Annotated in this window: 24 protein-coding genes and 1 tRNA gene; 18 read left to right on the top strand and 7 right to left on the bottom strand. The window is 63.3% G+C overall.

Going from position 1 to position 20205, the window contains the following annotated elements:
* The first annotated feature begins 114 nt into the window (after window positions 1–114).
* Window positions 115–522: a hypothetical protein gene (locus H5P29_RS13405; RefSeq protein WP_246670742.1), complete on the top strand. Its 408-nt coding sequence runs from the start codon at window positions 115–117 to the stop codon at window positions 520–522.
* Between the two features lie 280 nt (window positions 523–802).
* Window positions 803–1006 (top strand): hypothetical protein, encoded by a 204-nt coding sequence (locus tag H5P29_RS13400; protein ID WP_154384865.1) that lies wholly within the window; start codon window positions 803–805, stop codon window positions 1004–1006.
* A gap of 21 nt (window positions 1007–1027) precedes the next feature.
* Here the strand turns inward: H5P29_RS13400 and H5P29_RS13395 are convergent, their stop codons facing one another.
* Entirely contained in the window at window positions 1028–1924 is an 897-nt protein-coding gene (locus H5P29_RS13395) for a hypothetical protein (RefSeq protein WP_154384864.1), read from the bottom strand.
* Window positions 1925–1953: 29 nt separating this feature from the next.
* Between H5P29_RS13395 and H5P29_RS13390 the strand changes: the two genes are divergently transcribed.
* Entirely contained in the window at window positions 1954–2250 is a 297-nt protein-coding gene (locus H5P29_RS13390) for a hypothetical protein (RefSeq protein WP_246670741.1), read from the top strand.
* A 10-nt stretch (window positions 2251–2260) separates the two neighbouring features.
* Entirely contained in the window at window positions 2261–3379 is a 1119-nt protein-coding gene (gene xerC, locus H5P29_RS13385) for a tyrosine recombinase XerC (protein ID WP_154384863.1), read from the top strand.
* A 68-nt stretch (window positions 3380–3447) separates the two neighbouring features.
* On the opposite strand, the gene H5P29_RS13380 is transcribed toward xerC, so the two are convergent.
* A tRNA-Ile gene (locus H5P29_RS13380) sits at window positions 3448–3523 on the bottom strand.
* 136 nt (window positions 3524–3659) lie between these two features.
* Between H5P29_RS13380 and H5P29_RS13375 the strand changes: the two genes are divergently transcribed.
* Window positions 3660–4373, top strand: a complete 714-nt coding sequence (locus H5P29_RS13375) for an SIMPL domain-containing protein (RefSeq protein WP_067959916.1) — start codon at window positions 3660–3662, stop codon at window positions 4371–4373.
* Between the two features lie 224 nt (window positions 4374–4597).
* Here the strand turns inward: H5P29_RS13375 and H5P29_RS13370 are convergent, their stop codons facing one another.
* Window positions 4598–4987, bottom strand: a complete 390-nt coding sequence (locus tag H5P29_RS13370) for a hypothetical protein (protein WP_067959914.1) — start codon at window positions 4985–4987, stop codon at window positions 4598–4600.
* A 256-nt stretch (window positions 4988–5243) separates the two neighbouring features.
* Window positions 5244–5690, bottom strand: coding sequence for a YcgN family cysteine cluster protein (locus tag H5P29_RS13365; RefSeq protein WP_067959912.1), 447 nt, complete (start codon window positions 5688–5690; stop codon window positions 5244–5246).
* A 202-nt stretch (window positions 5691–5892) separates the two neighbouring features.
* Here H5P29_RS13365 and H5P29_RS13360 point away from each other — a divergent pair, with 202 nt between their 5' ends.
* The 6 genes from H5P29_RS13360 to H5P29_RS13335 all read left to right on the top strand — a co-directional run bounded on the left by H5P29_RS13360 (window position 5893) and on the right by H5P29_RS13335 (window position 10821).
* The gene (locus H5P29_RS13360) at window positions 5893–7926 is read left to right on the top strand and encodes an OmpA family protein (RefSeq protein WP_067959910.1); all 2034 of its coding nucleotides are present in this window, start codon (window positions 5893–5895) and stop codon (window positions 7924–7926) included.
* 305 nt (window positions 7927–8231) lie between these two features.
* Window positions 8232–8768 (top strand): TIGR00645 family protein, encoded by a 537-nt coding sequence (locus H5P29_RS13355; protein ID WP_067959907.1) that lies wholly within the window; start codon window positions 8232–8234, stop codon window positions 8766–8768.
* A 155-nt stretch (window positions 8769–8923) separates the two neighbouring features.
* The gene (locus H5P29_RS13350) at window positions 8924–9142 is read left to right on the top strand and encodes a hypothetical protein (protein ID WP_157097055.1); all 219 of its coding nucleotides are present in this window, start codon (window positions 8924–8926) and stop codon (window positions 9140–9142) included.
* A 186-nt stretch (window positions 9143–9328) separates the two neighbouring features.
* Window positions 9329–9757: a PACE efflux transporter gene (locus H5P29_RS13345; RefSeq protein WP_154384861.1), complete on the top strand. Its 429-nt coding sequence runs from the start codon at window positions 9329–9331 to the stop codon at window positions 9755–9757.
* A gap of 45 nt (window positions 9758–9802) precedes the next feature.
* Window positions 9803–10084, top strand: coding sequence for a hypothetical protein (locus H5P29_RS13340; protein WP_154384860.1), 282 nt, complete (start codon window positions 9803–9805; stop codon window positions 10082–10084).
* A 212-nt stretch (window positions 10085–10296) separates the two neighbouring features.
* Window positions 10297–10821, top strand: a complete 525-nt coding sequence (locus H5P29_RS13335; protein WP_083948758.1) for a hypothetical protein — start codon at window positions 10297–10299, stop codon at window positions 10819–10821.
* Window positions 10822–10895: 74 nt separating this feature from the next.
* Here H5P29_RS13335 and H5P29_RS13330 read toward each other — a convergent pair whose 3' ends face one another.
* A complete protein-coding gene (locus H5P29_RS13330) occupies window positions 10896–11321 on the bottom strand; it encodes a VOC family protein (protein ID WP_067959892.1) in 426 nt (141 codons plus the stop codon).
* A gap of 69 nt (window positions 11322–11390) precedes the next feature.
* On the opposite strand from H5P29_RS13330, the gene H5P29_RS13325 reads away from it, so the two are divergent.
* Window positions 11391–11996, top strand: a complete 606-nt coding sequence (locus H5P29_RS13325; protein ID WP_154384859.1) for a TetR/AcrR family transcriptional regulator — start codon at window positions 11391–11393, stop codon at window positions 11994–11996.
* Window positions 11997–11999: 3 nt separating this feature from the next.
* On the opposite strand, the gene H5P29_RS13320 is transcribed toward H5P29_RS13325, so the two are convergent.
* Complete coding sequence (locus tag H5P29_RS13320) at window positions 12000–12935, bottom strand: LysR family transcriptional regulator (RefSeq protein ID WP_154384858.1); 936 nt, start codon at window positions 12933–12935, stop codon at window positions 12000–12002.
* A gap of 110 nt (window positions 12936–13045) precedes the next feature.
* Between H5P29_RS13320 and H5P29_RS13315 the strand changes: the two genes are divergently transcribed.
* The 3 genes from H5P29_RS13315 to H5P29_RS13310 all read left to right on the top strand — a co-directional run bounded on the left by H5P29_RS13315 (window position 13046) and on the right by H5P29_RS13310 (window position 16566).
* Entirely contained in the window at window positions 13046–13681 is a 636-nt protein-coding gene (locus H5P29_RS13315) for an FMN-dependent NADH-azoreductase (protein ID WP_067959884.1), read from the top strand.
* A gap of 398 nt (window positions 13682–14079) precedes the next feature.
* Window positions 14080–14436: a PIG-L family deacetylase gene (locus H5P29_RS32565; RefSeq protein ID WP_246670740.1), complete on the top strand. Its 357-nt coding sequence runs from the start codon at window positions 14080–14082 to the stop codon at window positions 14434–14436.
* 57 nt (window positions 14437–14493) lie between these two features.
* Window positions 14494–16566 carry a PIG-L family deacetylase gene (locus H5P29_RS13310; RefSeq protein ID WP_246670739.1) on the top strand — a complete coding sequence of 691 codons (2073 nt, stop codon included), beginning with the start codon at window positions 14494–14496 and terminating at the stop codon, window positions 16564–16566.
* A gap of 53 nt (window positions 16567–16619) precedes the next feature.
* Here H5P29_RS13310 and H5P29_RS13305 read toward each other — a convergent pair whose 3' ends face one another.
* The gene (locus H5P29_RS13305; protein ID WP_067959879.1) at window positions 16620–17078 is read right to left on the bottom strand and encodes an Lrp/AsnC family transcriptional regulator; all 459 of its coding nucleotides are present in this window, start codon (window positions 17076–17078) and stop codon (window positions 16620–16622) included.
* Between the two features lie 171 nt (window positions 17079–17249).
* On the opposite strand from H5P29_RS13305, the gene H5P29_RS13300 reads away from it, so the two are divergent.
* The 3 genes from H5P29_RS13300 (at window position 17250) to H5P29_RS13290 (ending at window position 20054) form a co-directional block, all read left to right on the top strand.
* Entirely contained in the window at window positions 17250–17990 is a 741-nt protein-coding gene (locus H5P29_RS13300; protein WP_067959875.1) for an AzlC family ABC transporter permease, read from the top strand.
* On the top strand, window positions 17987–18286 hold the full coding sequence (locus H5P29_RS13295) for an AzlD family protein (protein WP_067959871.1): 300 nt from the start codon (window positions 17987–17989) through the stop codon (window positions 18284–18286). The genes H5P29_RS13300 and H5P29_RS13295 overlap by 4 nt, the downstream gene beginning before the upstream one ends.
* Before the next feature lie 145 nt (window positions 18287–18431).
* Entirely contained in the window at window positions 18432–20054 is a 1623-nt protein-coding gene (locus tag H5P29_RS13290) for an ABC-F family ATP-binding cassette domain-containing protein (protein WP_067959867.1), read from the top strand.
* Window positions 20055–20205: the final 151 nt, after the last annotated feature.

Raw genomic sequence — 20205 nt, 5'->3', positions numbered from 1 at the left:
CTCTTCGCCGGGCATGGGTCTTCTCGGGTCAGGCATCGCGCGTGCTCCTCGTTGGTTCATAGCCAAACTGGTCACCGCCGGCATCGTTCCCTGCGAACTGGTCGAGGTGGCGTGATGTTCCAGATCGCCCGCCCTTCGACGGCCTTCTCGCTGGACAAATCGTCCAAGGCCACCAAGCGCATGGAAGACCTTGCGCATCTGGCGTTCATCAGGAAGTTGCCGAGTGTCCTCTCTGGACTGTTCGGCTGCGAAGCCTGCCACATCCGCATCGGCAGCGCCGTGCATCGAAAGAAGCACACCGGCATGCAGCAGAAGCCCGACGACAGTTGGACGCTCCCCCTGACGACGGCAGAGCACAAGCAACAGCATTCGGAAAACGAACTGCTGTTCTGGCGCTCGCACGGGATCGACCCGTTCGAATTGGCAATCAAGCTCTATGAAATCAGCGGAGACATTGAGGCTGGCAAGCGCATCGTTCTCGCCTCGCGCCGCTCCCCGGCTGTGGGGGAGAGCGACCGATGAGCACTCTTGCCAATCGATTGGACGAGGCACGTGCAGTGGTCGCCCGCTTAGAGCGAGAAGCCGCACGTGCAACCTGCCGGGAGCTCGGTCGGCACACATGGGTTTCGATAGGTGGTTGCAACGCCGGCTGCAGTCCCGATTGCGGCTGTTCCGTCCCCGTCCTCCAATGCCACGTTTGCGGAGACTGCGACTACGGCGACAACAAGGAGGCCGATGAAACCAGACGCCGCTGTGCCGCTCTCGTCGCCCCTAGTGCCAGCGCGCAAGGGGGTGAGCTGCCATGAGGTTCCTCAGCCTTTGCAGCGGCATCGAGGCGGCATCGGTCGCATTTGCTCCGCTCGGCTGGGAGGCCGCTGCCTTTGCCGAGATCGAGGCCTTCCGGTCAGCCGTCCTCGCTCACCATTATCCGGACGTTCCCAAGCTGGGCGACATCACCAGACGGCGCTTGCAGGCGCAGTCCTGCTGGTCCTGTGCCCTTGCATAAGAGGATATTTGTATGACGCGCTTAGGTCATAGATGTGCCCTTCGCTTGGGCAGCGAAGCTAAATACACTAGACGGTCTCGCGCCGGCAAATGCCTGCGAGGGATTGCCTTCAGCAACCACCTCGATTGCGTGCTCTGTCCGAAAGGTCTTGTCTGCGGAAAAGACAGTACTGTAGTCAACCGTGAAACGGTAGAACAGCCGGTAGCCGGGGCCCAAGCGTTTAGCATCATTGAGCGGCACAGTGAGCGTTGCCACAGCCACATCGATTCCGCTTCCGAGCGCGATCTGGGCATCCTCGCCAACAAGGCTGTGGCCCCAATCGAGCGTTTCGGGTCGGCCGTCCTCTACGATCCTGGTTTGAACAATCGTCTTACGAACCAGAGCGGGTGTTTGCCCGGAATTCACAAACGTCGGCTTAAACACAAAGATCTGCTTTCCTGCGCCGTCGTAAGCAGTCGAGATGTCCATATGCTGAAATTGGACGTATGCGCGCGCCTGAATCTCACCCAGTCGTTCGGAAACACTTATTGCATCTCTGGCGGCGGTGAGTTGGTCCCTGCTTGCCTGCCAAAGCCTGTTGGTCGACCACCAAAGCGTGCCCGTAAATACGGCAGTCAACGCAGTCCCAAGCATGGCAATAGTTGCGGACAGCGATTGCAGCGCGCACCCAGACCTGACTGCCAATTGAAGCAACCACCGAATAGGATGCAATCGCTCGACAACGGAGTCGCAGTTTTCATCGATAGTTTCTGTCAGGTCGAAGTAGTCGACCCCGCCAATGATGATCGCGGCAACTACCGCCAGCGCGCTCAAACCGACCCACATGGCATTCGAACGCAACCAACCCATCATGATGATCCCCCCGGGCCTGTTCTGCAATTTGCGGCTGATTTCTGTCACCGGCAAGTAGCCGGCCATCAACGCGCCTGCTGCGAGGAGGGCGGCGTATGACCGAGCGCCCCGAAGGACGCCCAACGACCTCGCTCCGAGCCCTGACGCGGGGAGACCTTGCACCATATTGGCCGCGGGGCCTCTGTCGCGAGGAGGCCGCTCGCTACGTGGGTGTCGGCGCGACCAAGTTCGATCAGCTTGTGGCCGAAAAGCGCATGCCAAAGCCGAAGCGGATCGATGGCCGCGTCGTGTGGGACCGCATCAAGCTTGATGCCGCGTTCACCGATCTTCCGGGTGATGACGAAGAAAACATCGTCGACTTCCTCTTGCAGGGCAGGCACCGGAAAGCTTAGCGTCCGGGCCATGAACATCAGCGACTATCCAGGCCTTTCGAGCTACGAGGACCGCCACGGGAAAACCCGCTGGCGGTATCGTCACAAGGGCCGGAATGTCGTCATGCCCTCACCCAGCGATCCTGCATTCGAGGAGGCATACCAAGCCGCCGTTGAAGGGCGAGCGCCCAAGAAGGCTGCTGTCGTGCAGATGCCGGGTGCTGCATTGCCTGCCACCTTTGGCGCGGCTTACCGGCTGCTGAAGTTGACCGCAAAATGGATTGCCTTCGACGAAGCTACGCGATCGATGAATGGTCGGCTGATCGAGGAATTTCTGGCGACGCGCATCGTCGATGACAACCCGCTCTCCTGGCGCGATGTTCAGGTGAAGGATTTGCGCCGCGGCCACGTCGAAGAAATCCTTGGCACCTACGTAGCGACGCCGCACAAGGCCAAGCACCTACTGGTAGCCATTCGTAAACTGATCAGGGTCGCAGCCCGAGAGGACTGGATCGAAGCAGACCCAACACATCTGGTTGAATGGCGCCCGGCCTATACAGGCTGGAAGGCATGGCCGCAGGAAGCCATGACGAAGTACGAAGAGCGTTGGCCTCTCGGGTCGGCCGCGCGCACCTGCTATGGGCTCGCCTTGTGGCTCGGCAACCGGCGGGGCGATGTCGCCGGCCTGCGCAAGGACCAGCGGGTTCAAAAGAGGATCATCATTGACGGCGAAGAACGCATCGTCGACGGCTTCGATATTGTTCAAGGCAAGAGCGCCAAGAAGACGGGTGGCAAGCGTATATTCGTCCCGATCACGCCAATGCTGGCCGAGATCCTCGATGCGCTCGACCACGACGGCGAGACGATCTTGGTGACCGCCTATGGCAAACCGTTTTCGGCCAAGTCTCTGACTGGCGCTATGGCCCATTGGACGAAACTGGCAGGTTTGCCGGCGGGCCTCACGCTGCACGGGCTACGGAAGTCGCTGGGCGTTTATCTCGCCGAAGCAGAGGCTTCCACCCGTCAGTTGATGGAGGTGCTTGGCCACGACAATATCGAGCATGCAGAGCTGTATTCGCGCGAAGCTTCGCAAGTTCGGCTTGCAGTCCAGGGCATGGACAGAGTCGCCCGGATGGTGCGCAAGAAATAGCCTTGGCGAACCGGCTGGCTAACCCTTGTGGCTAACCGCCAAATAAGCGATTGATTTCATTAAATATTTGGTGGGCCCGGAGGGACTCGAACCCCCAACCAAGCGGTTATGAGCCGCCGGCTCTGACCATTGAGCTACAGGCCCCACATGCGGGCTGGATAGTCAGTTTTGCGCGCTGGCACAAGCCATCTTCGCGCATCTGTTGCGCGCTGCCGCAATCCACCCATAATCCGCCCCTATCTGACACTCCCGAAGGGCTCAGGACAACGGAGATTATATTATGAATCGCAAATACATGGCGCTTGCACTTGCAGCGGCACTGACACTTCCCGCCGCTGCCGCCCGCGCCGATAACGAACCGTCGCCACGCATCGTCGTGACGGGGGAAGGCGAAGCCTCGGTGGCACCCGATCTGGCTCTGTTGTCGCTGTCAGTGATGCGCGAGGCCAAGACCGCCCGCGAGGCGCTGGACGCCAACAACGAAGCAATGGCTGCCGTGATCGCCGCGATGAAGGCAGCGGGTGTCGCCGAGCGCGACCTGCAGACCGCCGGCATCCAGATCCAGCCGCGCTACAACTACACCAACAAGCCCGATGGCTCGCAGGATGCCGAGCTCGTCGCCTACCAAGTGATCAACACCTTGTCGGTGCGCGTCCGCGACATCGCCAAGACAGGCGAGGTTCTCGACAAGGCCGTCTCCCTCGGCGTCAACCAGGGCGGCGGCATCACCTTTACCAACGAGAAGCCGGAAGGCGTTATCACCGAGGCGCGCAAGCTTGCGGTGGCCGACGCCATCGCCAAGGCGAAGGTGCTGGCCGAGGCCGCCGGCGTCAAAGTCGGCAAGGTGCTCGAGATCACGGACCAGTCCTATGCCCCGCCGCCAATGCCGATGCAGGCCAAGTCGTTCGACCGCGCAGCCGGCGCAGCACCGGTCGAGGCCGGCGAAAACGCCTACCGCGTCCAGGTCAACGTCACCTTCGAACTGAAGAACTGACGATCTGACATCGGGCGCCCTGCCGCGCGTTCGGAAGCGCGGCAGGATCGGGCAAACGGATCGCATCCAGGCAGTCCGACACCCCAACAGCTGGAAAGAATATGAAAAACCCCGGAGGCAAGGCCTCCGGGGTTTTGTTTGGAGCCACCACCCTTCCCCGAGAGGAAAGGGGCTCCCGCTACTGCGATCGGGCTTACCCGACGCTGTTCAGGTCGCGTTTCGACTTACCAGCGGACGACCGGGCAGTTCGGGGCGCGGGCGAAGGTGATCGCGACGCGCTCGCCATATTTGCGGCCGCTCACCGTGATCGAGCGACGGTTGACATCGACGATGCGGGCGCGGCGCAGGCCCATGCGCTCGGCCTTGTCGACAGCACGGTCAGGCGAGCAGGCGCGGTCCCAGCGGCCACCGGGGCGACCCCAGCGATTGTCGTGGCGGTTGTCCCAGCGGTTGTCGCGGCGGCCGTCGCGGTCCTGGATGTAGACGCCGACATTCGGCGAGCCCTGGCCAAGATTGAGATAAAGGCCGTCGGCCTGTGCGGTCGCAGGAATGGCGGCCAGCGTGCTGAAGCCGATGACGGCAGAAAGGGCCGCGATCTTGATCTTGTCGAACATTGTGTCTTCTCCTTGAACCCGAGGCGTCAGGCCATCTCTGCCTGAGCGATGACCAGACAATGCGCCACCCAAGCTGAACCGTTTTCGAACCACGCATTCATTTTCGGTTCATGTATCAAATATTTGATTCTGCTAAGTATTTTTTACGCACTGCAACAATGCGTGAGCCGTCGCGCAGATGGAAGACAGCCACCAGAAGGGCCTTGGCCGTCCACCCGAAGGGCCTTGACCGTATTGTGTCGGGCGAGTTTGGCGCTTACGGCTCTTCGTCCAGCATGTGGTCGAAATAGTCTTCCGGCTCGGCCATATCATCCTCGGAGGCGGTCAGCTTGCCGCGCACCGATACGCCGGCCTCGTGCACCGTCTCGCGGCTGCCCGAAACAAGATGGTGCCACCAATAGAGATCATGGCCCTCACCGACGAGGCGATAGGCGCATGTGCTGGGAAGCCAGGAAATCGTGCGCACGTTCTCAGGCGTCAGCCCGACACAGTCCGGCACGCGCGCAAGGCGATTGGCATAGTCGGCGCAGCGGCAGGTCGCGCCGTCGAACAGCCGGCAGCCAACGCTGGTCCAATAGATCTCGCCGGTATCCTCGTCCTCGAGCTTGGACAGGCAGCATTTGCCGCAGCCGTCGCAGAGTTGTTCCCACTGGCTCGGACTCATTGCCTCCAGCGGCGTCGTTTTCCAATAGGCATCGTCCATGGCTGGCATTTGGCCCCGAAAGGGGGGCGCGTCAAGCCGCCCTTCTCATTCATCGCCAGTTCAGCGAAACCACGATATTGCCATGTTGCCGTCGGGCAATCGCCCCGATGCGATGCGACTGCCACGACAAGCGGAACCATTAACGGTTCCATCTGTTTGGGCCGGGACGGGACCAAACTTCACTTCGAGGAGATTTCCAACGATGAAACGCCAACCACGGATTCTCGCAGGCACGGCAATCGGCCTGTTCATGGCATCCGCGCCGTTGGGCGCCATGCCGTTGCCGAACGGCGCGCTGAACGAAGCGGGGGCTGCGCTGCCGCTGATCCGCGTTCAGTCGGACTGCCAGGAAGGCGAATCGGCGGAAGCTTGTGCAGCACGCCAGGGTGGTGGCCAGCAGGCCCCTGCCCCGGAGGCGCAACCGGAACCGTCCCCGCAGCCTGAGCCTCAGCCCGAACCGCAGCCACAGCCGGAACCCGCGCCGCAGCCGCAGGCAGAGCAGCCGGCACCGCAGGCCGAAGAACCAGCGCCCGAGCCACGCCGCAAGAAGCGCGAGGCGCCGGCGGAAGAACCAGCACCTCAGCAAGATGTCGCACCGCAGGCTGAACCCGAGCCGCAGGCAGAGCCTCAGCCGCAGGCGGAAGAACCCGCCCCCAAGCGTAAGAAGCGCGAGCCCGCCGCCGAACAGCAGCAGCCCCAGGCAGAACAGCCTGCCGCCGAGCCGGAGGCAGCGCCTCAACCGGAACCACAGGCCGAAGAGCCGGCCCAGACGCCTGAGGTGGCACCGCAGCCCGAGGCCCAGCCCGAGCAGAAGCCCCAGGCCGAACAGCCTGCCGAGCAACCGGCGGAGAAGCCTGCAGAAGCGACCCCGGAACAGGTTCCCACCCCTGCTCCGGCGCCCGAAACCACCGCACCCGCAGGTGAAGCGCCAGCGCAGGGCGAACAGCCTGCCGCGCAGCAGCCTTCGACCGAGCAGCCCGCGACTGGCGAGCAGCCGGCGACCGGCGAGCAACCGGCAACTGGTGAACAGCCACAACAGCCTGCCCAGCAGGGCGAAGCACCTGCAAACCAGCCACCGGTGAACCCCAACGAGGCGCCGATGCTTGACAGCCAGAAGGAAGCGCCACCCGCCGAGGCTGGTGGCCGGCAGCCGGCTGCCGAAGGCCAGCCCGCTCAGCCCGCGCCCGAGGGCCAGACTGGCGAGCAGGCGGCGCAGCCGGTACCGGTGCCCGTCGATCCGGGGCCGCCGCCGGTTGACGACAAGACGGCCACCGAGGCAGCCCAGCCTGTCGAGATCCAGGCCGTCACTGCCGAAAAGGGCACCCGCATCGAAAAGATGCCCGAGGTAGACCTGCGCCGCAGGCCGCGACCTGAAGGCAGCGAGTTCCTGCGCGAGATCGGCGATCGGGTGATCATCCAGATCAACAATGAGATCATCGTCGAGAGCAACGACCGGCCGCGTATCACGCGTGATGCGCAGGACGTCTATTACGAGGAACTGCCGCGCGGCCGTACTCGCGAAGTCATCGTTCGCGACAATGGCAACCAGATCATCACCATCCGCAACCGATATGGCGACATCGTGCAGCGCTCGCGCATCACCCCCGATGGCCGCGAATATGTGCTGAGCTATGTCGACGACCAGTATTACGAGGGTATGGACGAGTGGCGCGATCCGGGTCTCGACCTGCCGCCCCTACAGCTCAATATTCCGCGCAACGAGTACATTCTCGACGCGCAATATGTCGAGGATGACGACGCCTATTACGACTTCCTCGAACGTCCTCCTGTGGAACGCGTCAAGCGGCTCTATTCGGTCGACGAGGTCAAGCGTTCGGCCCGTGTCCGCGACATCGCCCGGCGCGTCGATCTCGACACGCTGAGCTTCGAGTTCGGCTCGGCCTCGATCCCCGAGAGCGAGATCGCCAAGCTCGAGGGCGTCGCCAACGCGATGGAGAAGCTGCTCAAGAAGAACCCGGCCGAAACCTTCCTCATCGAGGGCCACACCGACGCCGTCGGTTCCGATGTCGCCAATCTGGCGCTGTCGGATCGCCGCGCCGAGGCCGTGGCGGACGCGCTTACAAACGTCTTCGGCATCCAGCCGGAGAACCTGTCGACGCAGGGTTACGGCGAGCGCTACCTCAAGGTGAAGTCACAGAAGCCGGAGCGTGAGAACCGCCGCGTCGCAATCCGCCGCATCACCCCGCTGGTGGCACCGATCGCCAGCGCCAACTAGCGGCTGAAGACACTGAAACGAAACCCGCCCCGCGCACTGCAGGGCGGGTTTTTGCCGCCAAAGCATCCTTTTCGGACATGAAATCGCCGGTAACAATCACGCGATCACCCGGCTTTGGCCATTGAATCGCTGGATTTTGATGCCACCTTGTGGATGACGTGGTTCCCTGCCCCGTCCCATCTCCGGCGTTCAAGGAGATCAGGCCCGGCCGAATCCCCCTCCAGCGGCCGGGCCTTGTTTTATCCGCCAAGCTGTTGCATTCGTCGGCACCGCCTCATTTTCCAATCGCCATTTTCGGACGTCTCATGAAACGCCTCGAACACGCCGTCGAATCCATCATTCTCGCCTCGCGCTGGCTGCTCGTGGTGTTCTACCTCGGCCTCGCCGTGGCGCTCGGCATCTACGCGCTGTCCTTCGTCAAGAAGCTCTACGAGTTCGTCATGAAGGTGATGGTGCTCGACGACACCGACACCATCCTCAAGGTGCTCGGCCTGATCGACGCGGCCCTTGTCGCCTCGCTGGTGGTGATGGTCATCATCTCGGGCTACGAGAACTTTGTCAGCCGCTTCGACAATCATGACGGCGAGGTCCATTGGCTCGGCACGATCGACATCAGCTCGCTCAAGATCAAGGTTGCCTCGACAATCGTCGCAATCTCGTCGATCCACCTGCTGCAGGTCTTCCTCAACGCCCAGCAATATACCTCCGACCAGCTGATGTGGCTGACCATCATTCACCTGGCCTTCGTGCTGTCGGCGCTGCTGCTTGCCTATATCGACCGCCTGACCGGCCTCTCCAAAGGCGACAAGAAGGCCGCCGGCGAGGACGGCCCGAGCCTCTAGGAGGGAACGTCGGCCGGATTCATTTTCTCAACCGCACCGGCCAAGCCACTGGATTGACTCACCTTCGGCCGTTAGGGCGCCGATTGACATCAATGGACGGAGGTGCTGCACAGGCGCCTCCGTTTTTGTTTGCGCAGGAGGCTCTGCTGCGGCTGTTGGGATATGCACTGCTCGTCCTGGGCGTCCTGGTCTGTTCGGCGACCTTCGGCGGCTGGATCTGGCTGAACGCCCATGGCTGCGGCACCGGCTGCAACGATTTCCGCCTGCGCTGGGAAGACACCGAGGCGCTCGCCGTATTCATCCCGCCCTTCATTGCCGGCGCCGTGCTGACGCTGGCCGGCGCCGGCACGATCCTTTCCCATCGCAGGAAGTAGCCGGACAATACCGGCGCCGCGCGGGACGGCAGTTACAGGCCTGCGATCGTCCCTGGCACCATCGAACAACCGACCATGGCAGTACTGAACATCTGGCACGGTTCTTAATCTTGCTTCCGAAGCGAGGACCATCTCCCCCATCTGGGACGCTTTTTCGGAACGGGCCGAAATCCCACGGGGGCTAATATGCGCACCACTCTTGATCGTGTTCGCCACGCCATCAGCTTCGAACTGATCGGGCTGGCGCTGGTCACGCCGCTTGGCGCCTGGGCTTTCCATATGCCGATGGGCGACATCGGCGCCGTCGCCATCGTCAGCGCGACGATCGCAACGATCTGGAACTACCTGTTCAATCTCGGCTTCGACCACCTGCTTCTGGCGATCAAAGGCAGCGTCCGGAAATCGCTGCCTGTGCGTGTCGCTCACTCTGTCCTGTTCGAGGTCGGGCTTCTCGCCGTCCTGATGCCGTTCATTGCCTGGTATCTCGGCGTGAGCCTTCTTCAGGCGCTGCTGATGGATGCGTCCTTTGCGGGTTTCTACATGGCCTACGCATTCGTCTTCAACCTAGCCTACGACCGGGTCTATCCGGTGCAGGAGCGCCCGGCCAAGGCCTAGATCAGGCGCTGCCAATGGTTCTGGCCTCGCGAAACTGGAAACAGCATGCTCGAGCAGATTGGAATCCCTGCCGCACGCGTTCGCCTCACCTGGTTTGGTGGCGACCCTGAACCGACAGATGGGGTCTATTCAACCACTGCAAGGTTTGAAGAAGACGTGGACTGGCCATCCGGAGAGATCTGGAGCGTCGTGCTCGCGTTCGACAGGGGTAATGTGAGCGCCTATTTCCTGTCAGTTTTGGCGCCACACCAGCGCCTTCGCGCCGGACGGCAGTTTGAAATGTACGAAGGTACGCGGCGCACGGCGCTGGTGGAGGTATTGGGATGATTTTGGCCGTTGTCGAGCGAGGTAGCGTCCGCTGCTCACCAGAGCCCCGCAAGTGGACAAGGCAAGGGTGATAGCCGGTTTTCTGCTGGCAGCTTTTGCGTGGGCATCTTGTCTGGCCGGGCGCCGAACCTTTCTTCAAAACGCCGCATTCATCTTACGTTCAAGCCATGCTCGCTAAGGTCGAGGCCTCCAACGTTTCGAGGACTTCTATCGTGTCAATCGCCCAAACCCTTACGATGCGAACGGCCTTCGCATCGATCTGCGTCGCCGGACTGGCGGCAACCGTCTCCGCCGTCACCCCCACCCCTGCAGAGGCTCAACGGCTGATCCGCTGCGCATCGGAAGGCGGCACCTGCCGCCTGCCCTATCCGGCAGAAGTCGTCTATGGCGCGCAAGGCAGGACCACCTCGCGCTTCATCGACGCGCCCGCGGTCCGCTGCTCGAACCGCAGCTTCGGCGATCCGGCACCGGGCCTGCGCAAGGAATGCTACATCGTCGAGCGCGGCCGGCGCAGCCGCGACTATGGCGATGGCGGCTATGGCGAACCGCGCCGCAAGCGCTGGGTGGCCTGCGCCAGCGAGAACGACTATTGCGATTTCTACGGCCGCAAGCGAGTGCGCTACGGCACGATGAGCCAGTTCGAGGAAGGCGTCTTCCGCGACGGCGTCGATTGCGACAACGAGACCTTCGGCGATCCGGCGCCCGGCATGCGCAAGCGTTGCTACATCCAGGACTGAGCCTGCCGGCCAGGTTGAAGCCATAGTGATAAAGTGACGGAGGCGCCTCGCGGCGCCTCCGTTTTCGTTTGCGTTCAGGCGTCAACCGTACCCGGCGCATACAGCGCCAGAAACTCGGGGCTCGGCGGGATCGGCGTGATGACGTCGATCAACACGCCATTGGGGTCCCTGGTGATGAAGTGGCGCTGCCCGAAGTCTTCGTCGCGCAGCGACCGCAGGATCGGCAGCCCTTCCGCGACGACCCGCGCATGCACGGCATCGACATCCTTGACCTCGAAATTGATCAGCAGGCCGGCAACCCGCCCGCGCCCCTCCTCGGGGATCGTCTCGTGGTCGCCCTGGACGATGGCGAGATTGACGTCCCTGTCTTCCGCCGACCGCAGGTGGACATACCAGCCGGCATCAAACTGTGACTCGAAGCGGAAGTGCTTGACGTAGAAAGCGGCGGTGCCGGCGACGTCGCCGGTCATGATCACGGGATAGTAGCTGGTCGTTTTCATGGCTTTCCTTCTCTCCTCAATCAACATACAGTCTGCATGTAAATTCGAATTAACATACAGGCTGAATGTATGCAAGTGAAAACCGAGCGCCGTTCCAACCGTGACCGCACCGAGGCGACGCGCGGCGACCTGATCGCTGCCGCGCGCAGGCTGTTCACCGAAAAATCCTATGCCGAAACCGGCACGCCGGAGATCGTGGCTGCGGCCGGCGTCACGCGCGGCGCGCTCTATCACCACTTCAGCGACAAGCAGGCGCTGTTTGCGGCAGTCGTCGAGCAGGAGGCGCATGCGGTTGCCGAAGAGATCGAACGCGCGGCACTCGTCTCCCTTGGCGCCCGCGAAGCGCTTCTTGTCGGTACCGAAGCCTATCTCCGGGCGATGCAGATGCCGGGACGGACGCGGCTTTTGCTGCTCGACGGACCCGCGGTGCTCGGCCGTCCAGGCATGGACGCCATCGACGACCGCCATGGCAACCGCACGCTGCGCGAAGGCCTCGCAGCGGCCATGCGTGCCGGCGCAATGCGCAAGCTACCGCTGACCACCCTTACCAGCCTGCTCGCAGCCACCTTCGATCGCGCCGCGCTGGCGATCGATACGGGCGCGCCCTTCGCCGACCAGATGGCGGTCATCTCGGCGCTGATCGACGGGTTGATGACGGCCGCGCAGCCGGCCTGACGCTCACGCCATGCCGGTCGCTGTCTGGCGCTGCGGCTCGAACTCGTTGAAACAGCCAAGCTCGCGCTTGAACTGCTCGATCAGCCAGGCCGCCGCCGGCTTTGGCGTGCTGTCGGCGCGGTGCATGGCAAACAGCGGCGAGCGCTGCTCGCTGTAAGGCTCGAGATTGAGCTCGACCAGGCGGCCATTGGCCAGATCGTCGGCGATCAGCCAGCGCGGCAGACCGCCCCAGCCGAGCCCCTCGCGCATGAGCGCATGTTTGGTGCGCATGTCGGTCAGCCGCCAGGTGCGATAGGCGAACACGCCGAAATCGCGTCCGCGCGTCCGGTCCGACTGGTCCGACACGACAAGCTGGATGTGCTCGCGCATTTCCTCCAGCGGCACCGGTCCTAAAATCTGCGCCAGCGGGTGATCGGGAGCAGCTGCCGGCACCATGGACATGAAGCCAAGGCGAACAAGTTGCACCTCGGCCTCGCCAGTTATGCCGCCCACTCCGAGATCGGCCTGCCCGGTCATGACCTGATCGACGATCAGCCCGAGCGAGCCGACATGCAGGCGCAGCGCCACGGTCGGGAATCGCTCCTCGAACGCCTTCAGCACCGGGACCAGCACCGGCGACGGCAAGGCGACCTCGACCGACATCGCGACCTCCGCCTCGAGTCCCTGCTGATGGCCGCTGGCCCGCGAGCGGATCCGCTGCAGCACGCCGATCATGCGGCGCGCATCTTCCAGCATCGTCTTGCCGACGTCGGTCAGCTGCGGCTCGCGCGTGCCTTCGCGCTCGAACAGCCTGAGACCCAACTGCGCCTCGAGATTGGCAATGGCATAGCTGATGACCGACTGCGCACGGTTGAGCTTGCGGCCGGCGGCGGAAAAACTTCCGGTTTCCGCCACGACGACAAAGACCTGTAGCTGGTCGAGGGTGGGATTGGGCTGCATCTATCCATCCAGATTATCGATGGATAATATATAAAATATGCCAGTTTTTCAAATGGGTTGGCTCGACCATATTCAACGCATCGAACAATCCAACCCCAGGAGAAACCGCCATGTCCGTCCTGCTTGTCACGTCCAGCCCCCGCGGTGCCGCCTCGCATTCGACCCGCATCGCTACCGAATTTGCCCACAAGCTGGTGGCCGCCTATCCCGCGGCCACTCTCGTCGTCCGCGACCTCGTCGCCAACCCGCTGCCGCATATCGATACCGACTACGCCACGGGTATCTACACGCCGGCTGAAGCCCGGACCAAGCGCCAGGCCGAGGTCGTCGGCGTGTCCGACGCCGTGCTCGACGAGTTGTTTGCCGCCGACACCGTCATCCTCGCCACCGGCTTCATCAACTTCAACATCTCGTCGACGCTGAAATCGTGGGTCGACCACGTCGCCCGCTCGGGCAAGACCTTCGCTTATGGCGAAAACGGCCCCAAAGGCCTGGTCACCGGCAAGAAGGTCTATATCGTGCTGGCCTCAGGCGGCATCTATTCGGAAGGTGCTGCCGTCCAGATGGACCACGCCATCCCCTATCTGCGCAGCGTGCTCGGCTTCATCGGCATGACCGACGTCGAGGTCGTCCGTATCGAGGGCGTCGGCATGGGCCCGGACGCAGTCACGGCAGCCCTCGCCAAGGCAACGGCCAAGGTCGATGCGCTGGTTGCATCCTCAGTCCATACGGCCATTGCCGCATAGCACCCTTACGATCGCCACGATTGCCATCGGGCGGACGCAGTCAGCGCTCGCCCGATTCTTATTGTCGGTGCGTGCCGGCACCGTGCTTGCCCACCCTCGTTGATCCAGTTGTCTTTCGATGCCGGACCAGCATCCGCCTCCAATGTCGCAGGCACAGGACGAAGCAAGCGACGACAGGCGAAAAACACCGCCGCTGCAGGCGCAGAGGGCATCACTTTCCCATACTCCCGCCGTCGGCGCCTCACCATAGGTAAGCACCTTCTCAATTACATAAACTTACTTGAGTTATTTTATCTTGCTGGCCATAGTCTGCTTGCTGGCTCCATTGGCCAGCGCAGGCGCCCACGGGAGGGGAGCTGCCACCTCACGGCGCCGCCTGATTACGAGAGGAGATTTCCATGTCCACGATGACCCGGCGATTGTTCATCGCCTCGTTGCCGCCTGCCCTTCTGGCCATGCGCACCGCTGCGCACTCCACGCCCGCCACCGACCTCGAACTGATCGCCAGGCAGAAGCTTGAGCCGGCAATCGTGACCCTGCACCGCCGCCTGGAGCGCCTCACCTCGACGCTCACATTCATGACCACAGGCGCCCATCCCGATGATGAGCCAAGCGGCCTGCTCGCCGCCCTGCGCCACGTCTACGGCATCCGCCCGGTGCTCTACTGCATCACGCGCGGCGAAGGCGGCCAGAACAGCATCGGCGCCGAGCGCGGTTCGGTGCTTGGCGTGCTTCGCACACGCGAAATGCAGTAAGCCTCGCGCTCACTTGACGCTTCGCTCGCCTTCGGCGGCCGCGGCCACTCCGATTCGGTGCACGATTTCGGCTTCTCCAAGGATCCCAACGCCACCATCGACCGCTGGGGCCGCGACCGTGTCGTCGAGCGAATGACCTGGGCGTTCCGCCAGTACAAGCCCGACATCGTCATGAACTGCTTCCTCGACGTGCCTGGCCAGCACGGCCAGCACCGCGCCGCCGTCGTTGCTACCTTCATCTCCGCCGACATTTCGGGCGACGCCAAGGAGTATCCCGAACAGCTCGCCGCCGGCCTCGACCCATGGAACGTGCCCAAGATCTATTCACCGGCCTATGGCGGTGGTGGCGGCGTCTATGACGATGAAACGCCCCCGCCCCCGACCACTCTGACCGTCACTGCGCCCGAGCGCGACAAGATCTCGGGAGCCACCTTCCCGCAGATGGGCGAGTGGTCGCGCTCCTGCCACCTGACCCAGGGCATGGGCAAATGGCGGGAAGAGCCGCAGACCGAGTGGCAGCTGCATCTCGCCCGCGTCGCCAAGGGTGAGCCGGCAAAGACCGAAGGTGACATCCGCGAGGGCCTGATCGCCACCGTCGGCGACATCGCCAAGCTCGACGGCATGCCGGCCTCCTCGGCGGACGCCCTGCGCAACGCCCAGGGCCTGATCGACGAGGCCATCGCCGACTATGGCGACCCCGTCGTGGTGACCGCCAAGGCCGTCGAGATTGCCAAGGCCATATCAGAGGCCCGCAAGCAGCTGCCGCAGGAGCTGCGCGCCGAGGTTGCCCATCGCCTCGACCGCAAGGCGCGCGAAATCGACCTGGTTCTGGCAACCGCCGCAGGCATGCATGTCAGAGCGTTCACCTCAGGCGAAGACCTCAAGCCGGGCGACAGTATCACCATCAAGACCTTGGTCGAAGCCCCTGAAAACGTTGTCGTTGAATCGGCCGAGATCATCGCCCGCAAGGGCCTGACGGCGAGCAATGACCAGCTTTCCGTCGCAGCCGACGCCGAGCTCACCAATCCGCTTACCGAGCAGTTCGACCCGCTCGGCGGCAACGGCGATGCCTTCGTGCGCCTGACTGCCAACATCGGCGGCCATTCGGCGGTGCTCGACGTCGACCTCGAGGACGCGCTCCGGGTGGTGCCCGCGGCATCGCTCGAGCTGAAGCCGGACGCGGTGGTGTTCAATACCGCTGCCGACTTGGCACCCGTCGCCATGACCGCCACCGTCACCAACGCCAAGGTCGGCGACCTCAAGATCGATCTGCCGGAAGGCTGGGCACTCAACCCGTCGGGTGAGGCGTCTGGCAACTCAGGCACCTTCGACCTGCAGCCGCCGGCGAAACCCGGCGAAACCCGCTTTGCCATCGAACCCCAGCTGCTCGGCAAGGACGCCTATGCCATCAACACCTTCACCTACCCACATATCGGCCGCTCCGTCGTGCCGACCAGGGTGTCGGTTCCGGTACAGACGGTGGGCGCCGAGCTGACCGGCCTGAAGGTCGGCTACATCGGCGGCGGCAGCGACAAGGTCGGCCTGTGGATGAAGCGCCTCGGCATCGATGTCGTCGAGCTCAGCCCGGCCGAAGTCGGACAGGGTGCATATCGCGACCTCAAGACCATCGTCGTCGGCATCTTCGCTTTCGGCAAGCGCAAGGACCTCGCCAAAGCCGTGCCCGAACTGCACAAGTGGGTGCAGGATGGCGGCCATCTGGTCACGCTCTACCACCGCCCCAGCGACGGCTGGGATGCCGAGAAAGTGCCACCGCTGTTCCTCAAGATCGGCTCGCCCTCGATCCGCTACCGCGTCACCGACGCTAGTTCCGAGGTCGATATCCTGGAGCCCGAGCACCCGCTGCTCAACAAGCCCAACAAGATCGGGCCGGAGGATTGGGCAAACTGGGACAAGGAGCGCGGCCTTTACTTCGCCTCCGAGTGGGACAAGGCCTATAAGCCGCTGCTGGCGATGAGCGACAAGGGCGAGGACAAGCTGCAAGGCTCGCTGCTGTCGGCCGAGATCGGCAAGGGCCGCCACACCCACACCTCGCTCGTGCTGCACCACCAGCTCGACAAGCTGGTGCCCGGCGCCTTCCGCCTGCTGGCCAACCTGGTCCAGCCCGCCTGACGAAAACGAATGGCCCCGGCAACCGCCGGGGCCCTTTTCTCCCCCAATGCCGCCTAGAGTGGCATCTCCGACGTCTGTTTGATCGTCTGGCTCGGCACGTCGGTCTTGACGTTCTGCACGCCCTTGATGCGGCTGAGATGCTCGGACTGGAAGCGCCGGTAGGCGTCGATGTTGGCGGCCACGACGCGCACCATGGCATCGCAGTCGCCGAGCATCAGGTAGCATTCCAGCACTTCGGGCAGCTTCGCCACCTCGGCGGCGAAGTGCTCGATCGTGTCCTCGTCCTGCGCTTTCAGCCATATCCGGGTGAAAAAAGTCTGCCCCTTGCCGATCTTGGCCGGATTGAGCATGGCGACGTAGCGGTCGATGACCCCCGCCTCCTCCAGCAGCTTGACGCGCCGCAGGCAGGGCGACGGCGACAGTCCGACCTCGCGCGCCAGATCATTGTTGGCCATCCGGCCGTCGCGCTGCAAGGCACGCAGGATGCGCTTGTCGATGTCATCCAGCTTCATTGGCTCAGAATTCCAATTTTTTAGCCATCTGCCGCATCAGATGCCATATCGGCACCAAACTCAACAATCTTCGCAACCAAATTGCGCCCGCCTTGGACTAGATTGCCGTTCGACACCATCACCTCGAACCTTTTGGGAAGGCGCGCCCCGCAAGGCGCGCGGGATGATTGCATGAGTGTTTCACAGGCCACATTGTCCGACCGGGCAGAAGGCGGCAGCGGTTCCGAGTTCTGGCGCGGCATGCGCTCTTGCACGCCGGTGCTGCTCGGCATCGTGCCTTATGCGCTGGTGCTTGGCGCCCAGGCGGCGCAGAAGGGGCTGAGCCCTGTCGAGGTGCCGTTGATGACCGGCCTGAACTTCGCCGGCGGCTCCGAATTCGCCGCGATCCAGCTGTGGACCTCGCCGCCGCATGTGCTGCTCATCGTCGCCATCACCTTCCTGGTCAACAGCCGCCACCTCTTGATGGGAGCGGCCCTTGCGCCGTTCCTGCGCCACCTGCCCAGGCGCAAGGTATTTCCGGCACTTTTCCTGATGTGCGACGAGAGCTGGGCGCTCGGGCTTGCCGACGCCAGGAAACGTGCTGCGGCGGGCTCAGGCCCGGCCTTCAGCCTGCCCTATTATGCCGGCGCATCGATCCCCTTCTACCTCGCCTGGGTCGTCTTCACCGGGCTTGGCGGCGCACTTGGCCCGGTGCTCGGCGACGTCGAGGCCTATGGCTTCGACATGGCTTTCCCGGCGGTGTTCCTTGTGCTGCTCGCCGGCATGTGGAAAGGCGTCGCCGCCGCACGGCCATGGCTGGTCAGCCTCGTCGTTGCCGCCATCGTCTATCTCCTGGTTCCCGGCGCCTGGTATGTCGCCGCCGGCGCATTGTCCGGCCTCGTTGCGGCCTATGTCCTGGCAGGTGAAGCATGATCGACCAGATCAACCTTCTCGCCATCGTCTTGATGGCCAGCGTCACATACCTCACCCGCATCGGCGGCTACGTCATGCTGCGCAACCGGACGCTGAGCCCGCGCGCCACTGCTGTCATGGAAGCAGCACCGGGCTGCGTGCTGATCTCGGTCATCGCGCCTGATTTTGTCTCCGACAATCCGGCCGATCTTCTGGCGCTCGCCATCACCGTGCTTGCGGCGACGCGGCTGTCGATGCTGCCGACCGTCATCGTCGGCATCGCGTCGGCCGGCGTCCTGCGCCACTTGCTCGGTTAGCAAGATGCTTTTGTCTCCGCGCCGCCGGTGCCTGTGACATCGGCGGCCCTTGCGCGCCAAGGTGCGGAGTGCTTTACGGGCGATCTCTTTTGCGGGCGCAACCGATGGCGTGGTGACCCGACCAATCCTCTGGGTCCTACAAATCATGATTCGTCTCGAAAACATCGGCAAGCAGAACGGCAAGCAACTCGTCTTCATCGAGGCCTCGGCGGCCCTGCAGAAGGGCGAGAAGGTCGGCCTCGTCGGCCCGAACGGCGCCGGCAAGACGACACTGTTCCGCATGATCACCGGCCAGGAGCAGCCCGACGAAGGCCAGGTCTCGGTCGACCGCGGCGTCACCATCGGCTATTTCAGCCAGGATGTCGGCGACATGGCAGGCCGCAGCCCGGTCACCGAGGTGATGGACGGCGCCGGTCCGATCAGCGAGCTGATCGCCGAGATGCGCGAGCTGGAAGCGGCGATGGTCGATCCCGACCGCGCCGATGAGATGGACCAGATCATCGAGCGCTATGGCGAGGTCCAGGGCCGTTTCGAGGAGCTCGACGGCTATTCACTCGACGGCCGCGCCCGCGAGGTGCTCGACGGTCTCGGCTTCTCCCAGGAAATGATGGACGGCGACGTCGGCGCGCTCTCCGGCGGCTGGAAGATGCGCGTTGCACTCGCCAAGATCCTGTTGATGCGCCCCGACGCGCTTTTGCTCGACGAGCCGAGCAACCATCTCGACTTGGAAAGCCTGATCTGGCTCGAAGCCTTCCTCAAGAACTATGACGGCGCGCTTTTGATGACCTCGCACGACCGCGAGTTCATGAACCGCATCGTCAACAAGGTCGTCGAAATCGACGGCGGCTCGCTGACCGCCTACACCGGCAACTACGAGTTCTACCAGCAGCAGCGAGCGCTGGCCGACAAGCAGCAGCAGGCCCAGTTCGAACGCCAGCAGGCGATGCTGGCCAAGGAAATCGCCTTCATCGAACGCTTCAAGGCGCGCGCCTCGCACGCCGCCCAGGTGCAGAGCCGGGTCAAGAAGCTCGACAAGATCGACAAGGTCGAACCGCCGAAGCGCCGCCAGACAGTGTCGTTCGAATTCCAGCCGGCACCGCGCTCGGGCGAGGACGTGGTCACGCTCAAGAACGTGCACAAGAGCTATGGCTCGAAAACCATCTATGAAGGCCTCGACTTCCAGGTTCGCCGCAGGGAACGCTGGTGTATCATGGGCATCAACGGCGCCGGCAAGTCGACGCTGCTGAAGCTTGTCGCTGGCGCCTCCAATCCCGACAACGGCACGGTCGCGCGCGGCCCCAGCGTCAAGATGGGCTATTTCGCCCAGCACGCCATGGATCTGCTCGACGGCGATCGTACCGTATTCCAGCAACTCGAGGACACCTTCCCGCAGGCCGGCCAGGCACCGTTGCGCGCGCTCGCCGGCTGCTTCGGCTTCTCCGGCGACGAGATCGAAAAGAAGTGCCGCGTGCTGTCAGGCGGTGAAAAGGCCCGCCTTGTGATGGCGATCATGCTGTTTGATCCGCCCAACCTGCTGGTGCTCGACGAGCCCACCAACCATCTGGATATCGCCACCAAGGAAATGCTGATTACTGCGCTCTCGCAATATGAGGGCACCATGCTGTTCGTCTCGCACGACCGCCATTTCCTCGCCGCCTTGTCCAATCGCGTGCTCGAGCTCACCCCTGACGGCATCCACACCTATGGCGGCGGCTACACTGAATATGTCGAGCGCACCGGCCAGGAAGCCCCCGGCCTCAGGAGCTGACGCTCTGGCGCCAAGGCTTCGTTCGTACGCGGCACACACAGACCCCGGCCCAATGCCGGGGTTTTTTGTTTGAAATTCGATTGCTGCGTGCACGTCCAAGTGTCAGCAAGGCCAGACAGCGCCACTCCTTCGGTCTATTGCTTGTGATGGG

Origin of the sequence: Aminobacter sp. MDW-2, assembly GCF_014250155.1 — a bacterium.
Classification (GTDB): Bacteria; Pseudomonadota; Alphaproteobacteria; order Rhizobiales; family Rhizobiaceae; genus Aminobacter; species Aminobacter ciceronei.
The sequence above is the reverse complement of the archived record's forward strand: the minus strand, read 5'-3'. Positions and strand labels throughout refer to the sequence as shown.